Raw genomic sequence first — 14,230 nt, 5'->3', positions numbered from 1 at the left:
CACCAGCGCTTCCTCCTCAATTATTATCCAATTTAACAAAAGCCGGTAAATTATACCGGCTTTTTGCTTATGGGAAAAGTATGTTCAATAATGATATCCTTTAATTCTGTTTCCTCCCCTTCTATTGACAAAACAGTATTGGGGAAAATACTTCTGGCTTCTTCCAGAAATAAAGACAGGTCTTTGTACCGGGAAGAATAATGCCCAAGTATGAGTTTTTTTACCTTCGCAAGCTGTGCAATCTTTGCGGCTTGCCTGGCTGTAGAATGAAAAGTTTCTGAGGCACGTTGTGTTTCCACTTCCAGGAAAGTAGATTCGTGATATAACAAATCCACCCCTGTAATCTGCTCAATGATAGGCTCATAATAGCTCGTATCTGAACAATAAGCATAACTCCGGCTTTTTTTAGGAGGAAGGGTTAATTCTTCATTCCTGTAGATAATTTCTCCCTGTCCATTTACTAGATCCTCGCCTTTTTTGAGCCTGGCAATCTGGGATAAAGATAAATTTTGTGGCAGTACAGCTTTATTTAACCGCCGCTTTTTAGGTTTTTCGCGGAACAAAAAACCAGTACACTGAATGCGATGATTAAGCGGTATGGTTTCTACCGTAAGGTTTTCATTTTCAAAAATAAGCTCCCGGATTTGGGTAAGCTCCCGGAAATGGATTTTATAGTGCAGCCTTGTATCAGAATACTTAAATTGTAAGGTTAAAATTTCACCGATTCCAGGAGGGCCAAACAGATATAAATCTTCGGTACGCTTGTTAAGATGCATCGTTGAAAGTAAGCCAGTCAGGCCCAGGTAATGGTCGCCATGTAAATGACTGATGAATATATGATCAATCCGGTTAAATCTGACCTTATATTTATTAAGCTGCATCTGGGTACCTTCGCCACAGTCAATCAAAAAATAATTCTGCTCTACATGAAGCAGTTGTGAAGTAGGATTACGGTTAAACGCCGGGGCTGCTGAATTAGAACCTAGTATTTTAAGGACAAAAGTCAACTGAAAAATATTAACAGATAGGAAGTATATGCAGGTTTAAGATAGCTGGCAAAAAATCAAAGACTCATTCTGAAGCTATTATTCAATAGCAGAAGAAATCGTTTGCATGTTCGGTTAAATAGATTTCTTCTGCTGCTAAAATGATAATATTCAATAAAGAAATAAACTTTAATCGTTGCCTTCTTTACCAAGATCATTTTCCAGTTCATTGATAAAAACAGCGTCAACGGCTTCCTGAACAGTAGGCATAATATCCAGTACGCTGTCCAGCTGGGAAATTTTAATCAGCTTCATTACATGGTCAGTTACGCCAGCCAGTACAAAAATACCACCGGCATCCTGTGATAAGCGGTTGGCTACCAGTATAGCGCTCAGGCCTGAAGAATCTATATATTTCACCTGCGACAGATCCAGAATAATATTTTTTTGACCTTCGGCATGCAGGGTTACAAATTCAGATTTTAATTGGGGAGAGACCGTAGAATCCAGCTTACTTTCGTTTAGCTGAATAAGCATATACTTATCTTGTTTATCAATTGTGTATTTCATAGGAGTAGATGGTATGAAGTGTAAGTGGGTTAAAAATCAATTTAAAATCTGAATCGCTTCCAGGCCTTGCAGAATATTGGCTTCAATCCGGTCTTCAATATCTCGGTTATCGGTTCTGTCAAAAGTTTCTCCGGTCACTTTTTCGTAGAGTTCAATATACCGGTCAGAAATGGTTTTAATCATGACATCCGTCATCTGCGGAATTTTTTGACCGTCTTTCCCCTGAAAACCATTGGCAATCAGCCATTCCCGCACAAATTCTTTTGACAATTGTTTCTGGGACTCTTTGTTTGCCTGCCTTTCCTGGTATCCCTCTGCATAAAAATAGCGAGAAGAATCAGGGGTATGTATTTCATCAATGAGGTATATTTGATCGCCGATTTTTCCGAATTCATATTTAGTATCTACCAGAATCAAGCCTTGTTCAAGCGCCATAGCTGAGCCTCTGGCAAACAAAGCCAAGCTATATTGCTCAATCTGGGCGTAATCTTTTGCCGAAATTAAGTTTCTGGCAACAATTTCCTGCTTTGCAATGTCTTCATCATGCCCTTTTTTGGCTTTGGTTGTAGGGGTTATAATGGGATTCGGCAGTTTATCATTTTCCTGCAAACCATCCGGTAATTTTTCTCCACACAGGGTTCTGAAACCAATTTTGTATTGCCGCCAGGCATGGCCGGAAAGATAGCCTCTGACCACCATTTCTACCGGAAAAGCTTCGCATTTGATACCAATACTCACATTCGGATCAGGAACCGAGAGTAGCCAGTTAGGAACAATATCGGCTGTGGCTTGCAGGAATTTTGCTGCAATCTGGTTTAACACCTGCCCTTTATATGGGATAGGTTTCGGCAGTATTACGTCGAAAGCTGAAATCCGGTCGGAAGCCACCATCACCATTTTGTCTTTAAAAAAGTAAACATCTCTTACTTTTCCCCTGTAAAATCCGGTCTGATTTTTAAAATTAAAGTGCGTTTCTTTTAAAGCATTCATACGTAAAAGGTAGGTAGAATTGTTTACTGGAGGGTAAAAATACATCTTTTCAAGGGCAATTACGAATGCCGGGATACAATTTTTTATTAATCTACCGACTACGGTCAACAGACCATAGAAAGAACAGAAGCTAAAAATAAAATCTGGATAATTGGGCCAATACTAATTGCCAGATAGTCTGCTCATTCAGGTTGCCATAATTCCCTGTTGACCGTAGATTGTGGAGATTAACTATACTCTTTCCAGCACCATAGCAGAAGCCCCACCTCCACCATTGCAAATGCCAGCCACACCAAACTGGGCATCTTTGTGTTGCAAAATATGTGCAAGGGTAGTAACAATACGGGCACCAGAACAACCCAGTGGATGACCTAAGGCAACAGCTCCTCCATTAATATTCACCTGTGCCGGGTTCAGGTTGAGTTTTTCCATATTAGCCAGGGCAACTACCGAAAAAGCTTCATTGATCTCATAAAAATCAACATCTTTTGCTGAAATACCGGCTTGTTTGATCGCTTTCGGAATGGCCAGGGCAGGTGTCGTCGTAAACCATTCAGGTGATTGTTCGGCATCAGCAAAGCCCCTGATTTTCGCCAGCGGTTTAATTCCCAGGGCATGTGCTTTTTCTTTGCTCATCAGTAATACCGCAGCAGCCCCATCATTAATGGTAGAGGCATTGGCAGCCGTTACCGTTCCTTCCTTGGAAAATACCGGTTTTAAGGTGGGAATTTTATCAAAATTTACATTCTTATACTCTTCATCCTCAAGCACCTGTATTACTTCTTTACCCCGCTGCACTTCTACCGGTACAATTTCATCTTTAAACAAGCCAGTAGTGGTTGCCTGGGCAGCCCGTTTATAGGATTCTATGGCATACGCATCCTGTGCTTCCCGGGCAATATGGAGTTCTTTGGCGGTATTGTCGGCTGCATTGCCCATCGCATAATTGTGGTACACTTCCCATAAGCCATCCTTTTGCAAACCATCTATTAGTTTTCCGTCACCATACTTGTAGCCAAAACGTGCTTTTTCAATATAATATGGAATGTTTGACATACTTTCCATCCCACCGGCAACTACTACATCGTTGATGCCAAGCATAATACTCTGTGCGCCAAACATGATCGCTTTTGTACCGGATGCACAAACTTTATTCACGGTTGTACAAACTACTTCATGAGGAAGTCCGGCAAATACAGCCGCTTGCCTGGCAGGCGCCTGGCCAAGATTAGCCGAAACCACATTTCCCATAAATACTTCCTGTACTTCTTTGGGTGCCAGACCTACTTTTGCTAATGCGGCTTTGATAGCGATAGTCCCCAGCTGGGTAGCTGAAATACCGGAAAAGATACCTCCAAAACTACCAATAGGCGTTCTGACGGCAGATACTATATATACTTCTTTCATATAGGATTATAAAATGGAAAAATAGACATAATCTGGCAAAGATTGCTAAGAGGAGAACAAAAATAGGTGTGCTGATAATTCCATACGCAGGTTACCAGTCTGGATACATTTTTTCCTGGTTAGATTGGGAAGTATGTTTCCGCTGCTGAATATACTGTATTTCGTTATTTTTCAAGGCTTCTAAAATCATCTCCGCTTTTTGCTGACTCAGGTTGATACGTTTCAGCCGTTCCTGAATAGCTTTAGCTTCCTGGTCTTTCTCCTGGGCTTTATTTTCTTTTTCGGAATCCTGGGCAAGTTCTTCAGGTGTTTGCAGCGGAGGCGGAGGCATATCTTCCGGAGTTTTCTCAGTTTCTTTGGTTTTCCCGGGCTCCGTTTTTTTAGCAACCCTTTCCAGCCTTTTGGCTAATTCGTAATTGTAGCGGATGGTATCATTGGAAGGTGCTGCCTGTAAAGCCTGTTTAAAATAAGACAATGCTGATTCGTATTGATGTTGCCTGAATGCGAGCAGACCCAGCTGCTGGCAGGCAATAGCCCGGATGGGAGTACTCTTATCTTCTGCGAAAGGCAAATAATGTTTTTTTGCCTGGGCTGTATCTTTGTTTGCAAAATAACAATGGGCCAGGTTGAGCTGAATATGTTTTTCCTTTAAGTGTAAGGCATGGTACAAATACCGGTATTTTACAAGTGCCACTATATAGTTTTTCTGCACATACGCACTTTCTGCCTCTTTTAACAGCCGGTTAGAACGGTCAATATTGCCAAATGGCGTTTTCGACAGCATAAGTAACCAGAAATAAAGCGTAAAAAAATAAGGCATTCCAGTATGGTTACATGGTAACAGCCGAATACAAAAGCTGTTATAGAAGTAATAGCAGTATTTAATTAATAGACTTCAAAAAACAGGCTTGCTTACAAACATTTCTTCAGCCAATGTATTACGTTAATCGAACGAAAATATTATAAATGAATTGTTCTGGAAACAATCACAATGTCAACGATCATACACAAGAGCGCAACCAGCAGAAAATAATAATACTTATTGGCGGTTGCTTCTATATCTTTTGTGTCCAAAAGCTGACCTTCTATATTCTGAATAGCCTGCGCAAGTTCAGCCATATTATCTTCCGTATTATTAATTTCATAATAATTCCCTCCATTTCTTTCCGTCATACGCAGGAGATGCTCCCGCTGCAAAATTGTTATAACTTCCTTTCCATCATTGTCTTTTTTAAATGATTTTCCGGAAGGGATTTTTCCACCTGTTGTTGTACCTACTCCAACGGTAAACAGGCGGATGCCGGCATTTGATATCTGCCTGAGTAAAGTGACATGTCTGTCACCGAAATCTTCGCCATCGCTGAACAACAGGATTATTTTTGCCTGGTTACTTAATGAAGTATTGGTGGTATCGGTATGCTTTTCAAATGCTAATTGTAAAGCTGCTTCAAAGTTGGTACTACCAGTTGGCATCAAACCGGTTTTCAAAGTTTCAATAAATAGTAGCAGTGTATTCTTATCAAAGGTAAGCGGGCATTGTACAAACGCTTCTTCAGCAAAAATAATAAGTCCGATACGATCAGTATGCAGTGTATGAACGAATTTTTCTATCTCAAACTTTACCCTTTCCAGCCTGGTGGGCGCCATATCGTTGGCATTCATCGATTGCGACAAATCAACCAGAATATATATATCTTTTCCCATGGCTTTTACTTCTTTTTTAAGTCCCCCGAAGGAAGGCCCTAACAAGGCAATAACCAATAAGCCAAAATAGAATGAACGCAGTATAAATTTGGCAATTAAGGGTTGAATAGAGCTTTGCAACATTCTAGCCAGGTATACCACCCTGAATACGTATAGTAGATATAAGCCTGTAAACAGACCTATGCAAATATATTCCCACCATCCGGGAGTGTAGTACCAATTCATACGTGCAATAGAATTTGGGTATTATATTTTATGCGAACCTGTCATATTCCAAAGATGGGGTATCATAGTCGGGAAAACAAGACTATATGCGATACGTTTATTCGAACTTACCTATTCTCATAAAGTATTTTGCTACTTTGTAAACCATAGCTGAATCTGGCTTATTTCTTACCGAGATAGACTATTGAGAAACGAAAGGACATTATGGGTGACAAGAAATATAAGATATTGGACGATCTATTATTTTTTTCCTTTTTTGGTGTATTGTTTGGGCAAGTGGATTTGTTTTTTATATATTTGCAACACTTTTTTGAAAAGGAGAGATGCCTGAGAGGCCGAAAGGAACGGTTTGCTAAACCGTCGTACTTAGTAATAGGTACCGAGGGTTCGAATCCCTCTCTCTCCGCCTCAATAAGTATACGGGGTGTAGCGTAGTCCGGTCATCGCGCCTGGTTTGGGACCAGGAGGTCGCAGGTTCGAATCCTGCCACCCCGACTAACAAAAACCGTCTAAATTCAAAATTTAGGCGGTTTTTTTATTTTTTCTCCTCTTTTTGTCACACAATCATCACAAATGTCTTAATTTTATTAATATCTTTTTCTCACAATGCCTCCCAAATTTGATTCAGAATATGAACCCTAGCTTGTCGATCTAGGTGGGGATATGTCTAAACGATGGTGTATAGATTTTAAGATATGGGATACAGATAAGCAGGCTTTTGTACGCAAGCAGTACACTGGCATGGATAAGTTTAATACAATTTCGGCCAAAGGTAAGACTGCCTTGTAGAAGATGGCTTAATTGAATGATCTGCTCGAAAAAGGGTACACGGTTGGCAAATTGACCGTACGGGCATATAATTTACATCACAACTTCCATATTTTGAGTTAGATGTATAAAATTTCATGACTGCTTTTAATCCATTGGGAGATAATATACTATCAATTGCAGAACGTTAAAAATTTACCTATATTGATTTAGCACAAAATCATTGATTATTTTTACCTTACACTCACTTCCTATTTTTTTCATACATGCAGATACTAGTTGTAGACGATGAACCGGATATTCAACCTCTTTTTGAGCAACGGTTCCGCAAAGAAATCCGCTCCGGTGAATTAACATTTGCATTTGCCCATTCTGGTGAACAGGCTTTGTCCTATCTGGAAAAACATGCCTCAGAGGTAGTGTTGATCTTATCTGATATCAACATGCCTGGCATGAGCGGCCTGGAATTATTAAAGCGAATACGTATCAGTTTTGCCTCCCCACCTCCGGTAATTATGATGATCACAGCCTATGGAGATGAGCAGAGCTATCGGCAATCTATCAGTTATGGTGCTAACGACTTTCTGGCCAAGCCTTTGAATTTTAACGACCTCAAAGAAAAGCTCAAACAATTAGAAGTTCAGAAAAACGCTGGGTAATCTTAGGTATTGCTGGGTTACATTGCTTTCGCTGACTTAGTAAGATGAATAATAAACTCTGTAAATTCCCCTTCCTGAGATTGAACCGTTAGTTCACCGCCATGTCCTTTAGTAATAATATCATAACTAAGGGATAATCCTAATCCGGTGCCTTCTCCGGTAGGCTTAGTAGTAAAAAAAGGCTGAAAAATCTTACTTTTTACATTTTCCGAAATACCAGTACCATTGTCTCTGATTCGGATTTCCACTTTATCTGCGAAAGCTTTCGTCGAAACAAGCACCTGTGGTTGATAAAATCCATTGAGCTGGTGCTTTTTCTGCTGAGTCGCATAAAAGGCATTGTTGAACAGGTTTAGCAATACCCTGCCTATCTCCTGTGGCACTATATTTACTTTGCCTACCGCAGGATCGGCTTCCAGTTTGAAATCAGCGTTGAAGTCTTTTTCTTTGGCTCTCAGGCCATGATAGGCTAAACGAATGTATTCATCTACCAAAGCATTGATATCAGTAGGTTGTTTTTCTCCGGAGGAAGACCTGGAGTGCTGCAGCATTCCTTTAACAATAGAATCTGCCCGTTTGCCGTGGTGATGAATTTTAGATAGGTTTTGCTTCAGATCGGCACTTATAGCGATAACTCCCTCAGTATGGCCATTTTTAGCTTCTTGCTCCAATTCACTACAAAGCTCTTCAGATACCTCCGAAAAATTATTGACAAAATTCAGGGGATTCTGGATTTCATGGGCAATACCAGCCGTTAACTCCCCTAAAGAGGCCATTTTCTCGGATTGAATCAGCTGGGTTTGGGTTCGTTTGAGTTCATGATAAGCTTTCTCAATTTCCTTGGCTTGCATTAGTTCTTTTTCCCTGGCTTTCTCTCTTTCTTTGGCAATTAACCGCTTGCGCTGATAGCGATCCGATGCAAATATGGCAGTTAGCAAACACAGAAAATAAAAACCATAGGCCCAGGGAGTACGCCACCAGGGAGGATGAATAATAATTGTTAGAGTGGTGGCTTTCTGATTCCAGACCCCATCATTATTGGAGCCTTTTACCCGGAAGGTATAGTGTCCAGGGCCAATATCTGTATAACTAGCGAGTCGCCTCGATCCGGTATTTACCCAGTCTTTGTCTATTCCTTGCAACTGATAGGCATATTGGTTTTTTTCGCTGTTGGTATAGTTTAAGGCGGCAAACTCAACAGAAAAAAAGTTTTCATCATAAGCCAGTTCGATTTCTTTGGCTTCCTGTTTTCCGGCTAGCGGTTTGTCAAATAGGCTGAACTGCGTGATAACCACAGGGGGCACATAGGTATTGGCATGAACCGCTGCCGGGTTGAAGGCACTAAAGCCGTTGTTCCCACCAAAATACAAAGTGCCGTCTTTTTCTTTAAAGGCAACAGCCTCATACATCAAAGGAGTAAACAGGTTGCTTTGTAATCCGTCGGCGGCATCGTAATTGGTAAATATTTTACTTGCCGGAGAGAACTTAGAAAGACCGTTATTGGTACCTAACCAAAGGTTCGCTTCGTTGTCTTCCAAAATGGAGTAAACTGAATTTCCTGCCAGTCCCTGCTCAACGGTAAATGTAGTGAATGTTTCTGTAGAATAATTAAATTGGCATAGCCCTCCCTCATCGGTTCCAATCCATAAGTTTCCTTTGAAATCTTCATAAAAACTAACTACTGTATTTGTGCTGATACTACCCTGTTTCTGGCCATCTTGTACATATTTAATAACCTTACCGGTTTTTGGATTAAACCTATCGAGCCCCATGCTCCCGTGGCCCAGCCATAAATAACCTTCTTTATCCTCCTGTATGCATAATACTACCCAATCGCTAATTTTCTCCGGATGGTTAGGGTCATATGGGTAACTTATTGTTTTGCCCGATTTCGGGTCAAATTTTATCAACCCATTGTTTGTTCCCAGCCAAAAAATTCCCTGCCGATCCTCGTACATAGTAAAAATTGGCAGGTTTGCAGAGCCCTTCTGGAATGGATGCTGTAAGAGGTAATGAATAAATTTTTTCTTCTTATAGTCGAAACGGGAGAGTACTTCCCCATTTCCAATCCATAGGTTACCCTCCCTGTCTTCCAGAATAGCCGTAACTAAATCATTACCCAAACTGCCTGTGTCTTTTTGGTTGTGCCGGTAATGGGTAAATTCACCTGTTGTTTTGTTTAAAGCATTCAAGCCTCCTCCCAGGGTGCCTACCCAAACTATTCCTTCTTTGTCTTCACAAATAGCTTTTACCTTGTTGTGACTTAAAGAATTAGGGTTGAGCGGATCATGGCAGTACAAACTGAAAGGCTTCAGATGGGGATCTGATTTATTTATTCCATCTAGTGTAGCAATCCATAAAATGCCAGATTGATCTGCTAAAACGGAAGTAACAAAGTTATTGCTCAGGCTTGACGGATTAAACGGGTCATGCATATAATTCGTAATTTTTTTACGTTCCTTATCAAGTGAATATAGTCCACTCAAAGTGCCTATCCATAAGTTACCGGCTAAATCTTCAGTAATACCAGTTTCTAAAATTCTACCGATAACAGCTGGTTTGTGTGGATCTGGCAAGTAGTGGGTAAATCTGCCGGATGTATGATCAAAAGCATTTATAAAACCCTCTTGAGTTATTAGCCATAAAACACCTTTGTGATCTTCAAAGATCCCAGCTACGCCTCCCGGGCTTATACTGAATGGATCAGCCGGGTTATGGCGATAATGGGTAAAATTTACCTTGGAAGCTTTACCTGTCCCCTGAGAAGTGAGTGTAAGCCGGTGCAAGCCAGATGAACTGCCCATCCAAAGCGTTCCTGCTTTATCCTTGCAAATAGTGATCAGGCTAAACAAAGATGTATTCCCAGATTCATGTCCCAATTTATGTCCTAGGGCTGAGGCATAATTAATAGCCGAGAACTTGCCTGTCTTCCTATTTACCCGCCGTAATTGCCCATCAAAACTTCCTGCTATCCATATATTGCCTTCTGTATCTTCTGCAAACGATTGAGCGAATCTAAAAGCATAAGGATTAGAGTCACTCTTTTCTAAACGGGTAAATTTTTCAGTACGGGGGTCAAACTTACAAATATCTTCATTGGTTCCTATCCATATTATCCCTTCGCTGTCTTCCCATAGGGTCAAAACTATATTTTTGGAAAGTGAGGTGGTATCGTTAGGATCAAATGTATAATGCGTGAACTGGTACCCATCGTATTTGTTCAAACCGTTGGTGGTACCAAACCACAGAAAACCCTTCCGATCCTGAATCACGGATGTGACATAATTATGCGAAAGCCCTTGTTCTATGTTGAGGTGCTCAAAATTCACTTTCTGGCCTTGGGAGATGCCAGGCAGGTTGTAGCATAAGCAGAGGAAAAAGCTAAGTATGGTTATTCGAAAAAAACAATTCATGCACTTAGGAATTGAGCCGATGGGAAAAGCTTAAAATAGTATATAATTTGCCGCTCTTAAAAATCACAAAAAGAAATTAATCTTTTGGCAATTCAATAATCATTTCTGTAAACTCTCCTTCTACACTTTCCACGTTGAGTTTTCCCCCATGACCTTTGGTAATAATGTCATAGCTGAGTGATAAGCCTAATCCTGTACCTTCGCCAGTTGGCTTGGTGGTGAAAAAGGGTTGAAAAATCTTTTGCCTGATCCCTACCGGAATGCCTGTGCCATTATCTTTCACCCTTATTTCTACCTTATCTCCTAGTTTCTTTGTAGTGACTATTACCTGTGGCTGGTACGGCTCATTGGGCTGTTGCTTTTTCTGATTGACGGCATAAAAGGCATTATTGAACAGATTCAGAAGCACTCTGCCGATTTCCTGGGGCACCACACTTACTGAGCCAACAGCAGGATCAGCATCGAATCTAAACTCTGCGTTGAAATCTTTCTCCTTGGCTCGCAAGCCATGATAGGCTAAGCGCAGGTATTCATCTACCAAAGCATTCAAATCTATTAACTGCTTTTCTCTGGATGTTACCCTAGAATGTTGCAGCATACCTTTTACAATTGAATCAGCCCGTTTACCGTGGTGTTGAATCTTAGAAAGGTTTTGTGTCAGATCATCCGCTAAAGCCAGGGCATCCTGTTTGTGGTCATGGCTAATTTCTTCTTTCAATTCTTGAATTAACTCAGTAGATACTTCTGAAAAATTATTAACAAAGTTAAGTGGGTTTTGGATTTCATGAGCGATGCCAGCGGTGAGTTCACCCAACGAAGCCATTTTTTCTGATTGAATTAGCTGGGTTTGGGTACGTTTGAGTTCATAATATGCTTTTTCAATTTCTTTGGCTTGCGCCAGTTCCTTCTCCTGTGCTTTTTCTCTTTCTTTGGCAATTAGTCTGTGTCGCTGATAGCGATCCACTGCAAATACGACAGCCAGAAAACACAGAAAATAAAATCCATAAGCCCATGTAGTACGCCACCAGGGTGGATGAATAATAATTGTTAATGTAGTTGCCTGTTCATTCCATATCCCATCATTATTGGAGCCTCTTACCCGAAATGTATAGTTGCCTGGACCAATATCTGTATAGCTGGCAAATCGTCTGGACCCGGTATATACCCAATCTTTATCCACTCCTTCTAGCTGATAGGCATATTGATTTTTGTTGGTATTAGTAAAATTTAAGGCAGCAAATTCTACTGAAAAGAAGTTTTCATCGTACGCCAATTCAATTTCTTTTGCTTGGTGTTTTCCGGCCAGAGGTTTATCAAACAGACTGAATTGAGTAATTACTACAGGAGGCACAAAGGTATTGGCGTCAATAGTTACAGGATTAAAGACAGTGAGGCCATTATTTCCACCAAAGTATAAGATACCATCTTTTCCTTTAAAAGCTGCGGCCTCTGTATACAAGGTATTAAACATTTTACTTTTTAACCCATCAGATGCATCGTAGTTAGTAAATATTTTGGTAATTGTAGAAAATTTGGAGAGACCATTATTGGTACCCAGCCATAAATTTCCTTCACTGTCATCTAGAATTGAAAATACGGAGTTGCCTGACAAACCATGTTTTTCCGTATATGCAGTAAATGTTTCTGTAACATAATCAAATAGGCACAAACCGCCTTCCCCAGTGCCAAACCACAGGTTTCCTTTTGTGTCCTCGTATATACTCTGCACCGTGTTTGAACTAATGCTACCACGCTTATGATAGTCATAAGAATAATGAGTGAATGCACCGGTTTTTCTATCCAGCCGGTTGAGCGCCTGGCTGCCGGCTCCTATCCATAAGTTTCCCCTGCTATCTTCTAAAATAGTTAAAGCCCACCAATCTGTCATGCGTTCCGGGCGATCAGGATCATATGGATAGCTTACTGTTTTGCCAGTTTTAGGATCAAAGCTGAGCATTCCATTGTTTGTACCTAACCATAGCAAACCATCACGCGCTTCATACATAGAGAAAATAGAAGTTCCATCATTATCTTCTAAAAAAAGATGATTTAATGTAAAATGAGTAAAATCGTTGGTGGCCCGGTTAAACAGCGATAGTGTGGTATAATTTCCTACCCATAGATTGCCATTTCTATCCTCCAGGATAGCACCAACTTCATCACTGCGCAAGCTTTTATCATCTGCAGAATTGTTCTGATAGTGGGTAAACTGACCGGTACTTTTATTGAGTACATTTAACCCTGCTTTCAAAGTGCCTACCCATACCAAGCCTTGTTTATCTTCGCAGATAGCGGATATATTATTATTGCTTAAGGAATGAGGGTCTTGGGGATTGTGAGCGTATACTTCAAAACGTTTTATATGAGGGTCAAGTTTATTTACTCCATTTTGAGTAGCAATCCAAAGTATACCAGAATTATCTACAATCAGCGCAGGAACATTATTATGGGTTAAACTTCCTGGATCAATTGAATCATTCAAAAAAGAAGTAATTTGTGAAAGGTCGCTATTCAATTTATAAAGTCCATTATATGAACTGATCCATAAATTACCCTCCAGGTCTTCTGCAAAGCAATTTGGCAATAAACTATAGGTTTTTATAGGTGTAAAATTATCTGTCTGAAATTGGGTAAATTTTCCGGTTTTAGGCTGGAAGGTATATAATTTACCATTTCGTGAAAGTACCCAAAAAACTCCTTTGCTATCTTCATATATCCCAGTGATATTATTACCCACTTCATTTACAGTCGGGTTATTTTTTTGACCTGAAGTAGCAGAGTCCTCAGGAGCCAGACGAAAATGGGTAAAGCTTACTGTAGAGGGTTTATTTTTACCCTGAGGTGTTAGCGTGAGACGATGTAAGCCATTTGGGCTACCAAACCACAACACACCTTTTCTATCTTTATATATAAAATGTAAGACTGCCTGCCGCTTATAATCGTTGCCAGACACAGAGGCTAACATTTCTGCATAATTAGTGGCAGAAAACCTGCCTGTTTTCCGGTCTATTTGCCTGATTTCTCCTTCAAAACTCCCTGTTACCCATATATTTCCTTCTGCATCCTCATTAAAAGATTGGGCGAATTTAAAGGCATAGGGATTGTCTGCACTTTTTTCTAAGCGAGTAAATGTCTCTGTGCGAGGATCAAATCTGCTGGTAACTTCAGAAGAACCTATCCAAATCATTCCCTCACTATCTTCCCACATCTTAAACACCTGATTTTTGGGCACAGTGGTTGAGTCCTGAGGATCAAACTTATAATTGGTAAAGCGGTAGCCATCGTATTTATCCATACCGCTGCCTGTACCAAACCACAAAAACCCTTTGCGGTCCTGCATTACATACATTACAAAGTTATGTGAAAGCCCATCTTCAATAGTGAGATGCTCAAAATTCACTCTCTGGTTTTGAGCAGTAGCAGGTAGTCTATAGCTTACCCATAAAAAAAAGCTAAGATGAACTAGATAAAATAAATACTTCATGCACCTGGTTGGAGAGAAGGTGGA

At 40.4% G+C, this 14,230-nt stretch carries 10 protein-coding genes and 2 tRNA genes; 4 read left to right on the top strand and 8 right to left on the bottom strand.

Translation table 11 applies throughout. The annotated features are described in order from the left end of the window. Nucleotides 1-50 precede the first annotated feature (50 nt). The 6 genes from GXP67_RS25575 to GXP67_RS25550 form a co-directional block, all read right to left on the bottom strand. Nucleotides 51-1,007 (bottom strand): ribonuclease Z, encoded by a 957-nt coding sequence (locus GXP67_RS25575; RefSeq protein ID WP_162445749.1) that lies wholly within the window; start codon nucleotides 1,005-1,007, stop codon nucleotides 51-53. A gap of 168 nt (nucleotides 1,008-1,175) precedes the next feature. Further along, on the bottom strand, nucleotides 1,176-1,556 hold the full coding sequence (locus GXP67_RS25570) for an STAS domain-containing protein (RefSeq protein WP_162445748.1): 381 nt from the start codon (nucleotides 1,554-1,556) through the stop codon (nucleotides 1,176-1,178). A 36-nt stretch (nucleotides 1,557-1,592) separates the two neighbouring features. After that, nucleotides 1,593-2,546, bottom strand: a complete 954-nt coding sequence (locus GXP67_RS25565) for a phosphoribosylaminoimidazolesuccinocarboxamide synthase (protein WP_162445747.1) — start codon at nucleotides 2,544-2,546, stop codon at nucleotides 1,593-1,595. 231 nt (nucleotides 2,547-2,777) lie between these two features. Further along, nucleotides 2,778-3,953 carry an acetyl-CoA C-acyltransferase gene (locus GXP67_RS25560; RefSeq protein ID WP_162445746.1) on the bottom strand — a complete coding sequence of 392 codons (1,176 nt, stop codon included), beginning with the start codon at nucleotides 3,951-3,953 and terminating at the stop codon, nucleotides 2,778-2,780. 91 nt (nucleotides 3,954-4,044) lie between these two features. Continuing rightward, nucleotides 4,045-4,773, bottom strand: a complete 729-nt coding sequence (locus tag GXP67_RS25555; protein WP_162445745.1) for a tetratricopeptide repeat protein — start codon at nucleotides 4,771-4,773, stop codon at nucleotides 4,045-4,047. Nucleotides 4,774-4,913: 140 nt separating this feature from the next. Beyond that, nucleotides 4,914-5,882, bottom strand: a complete 969-nt coding sequence (locus tag GXP67_RS25550; protein ID WP_162445744.1) for a vWA domain-containing protein — start codon at nucleotides 5,880-5,882, stop codon at nucleotides 4,914-4,916. Between the two features lie 317 nt (nucleotides 5,883-6,199). Here GXP67_RS25550 and GXP67_RS25545 point away from each other — a divergent pair. From GXP67_RS25545 to GXP67_RS25535, 4 genes are all read left to right on the top strand, one after another. Continuing rightward, nucleotides 6,200-6,288, top strand: a tRNA-Ser gene (locus GXP67_RS25545). Between the two features lie 14 nt (nucleotides 6,289-6,302). Next, nucleotides 6,303-6,377 (top strand) — tRNA-Pro (locus tag GXP67_RS25540). Nucleotides 6,378-6,545: 168 nt separating this feature from the next. After that, nucleotides 6,546-6,671, top strand: coding sequence for a hypothetical protein (locus GXP67_RS37855; RefSeq protein WP_262890455.1), 126 nt, complete (start codon nucleotides 6,546-6,548; stop codon nucleotides 6,669-6,671). A gap of 245 nt (nucleotides 6,672-6,916) precedes the next feature. Beyond that, entirely contained in the window at nucleotides 6,917-7,309 is a 393-nt protein-coding gene (locus GXP67_RS25535) for a response regulator (protein ID WP_162445743.1), read from the top strand. Between the two features lie 17 nt (nucleotides 7,310-7,326). Here GXP67_RS25535 and GXP67_RS25530 read toward each other — a convergent pair whose 3' ends face one another. Then, nucleotides 7,327-10,722: a ligand-binding sensor domain-containing protein gene (locus GXP67_RS25530; protein WP_162445742.1), complete on the bottom strand. Its 3,396-nt coding sequence runs from the start codon at nucleotides 10,720-10,722 to the stop codon at nucleotides 7,327-7,329. Between the two features lie 76 nt (nucleotides 10,723-10,798). Next, on the bottom strand, nucleotides 10,799-14,206 hold the full coding sequence (locus GXP67_RS25525; protein WP_162445741.1) for a ligand-binding sensor domain-containing protein: 3,408 nt from the start codon (nucleotides 14,204-14,206) through the stop codon (nucleotides 10,799-10,801). Nucleotides 14,207-14,230 lie beyond the last annotated feature (24 nt).

This window comes from Rhodocytophaga rosea, assembly GCF_010119975.1.
GTDB classification, from domain to species: domain Bacteria; phylum Bacteroidota; class Bacteroidia; order Cytophagales; family 172606-1; genus Rhodocytophaga; species Rhodocytophaga rosea.
This window is presented reverse-complemented; position numbering and strand designations above follow the sequence as displayed.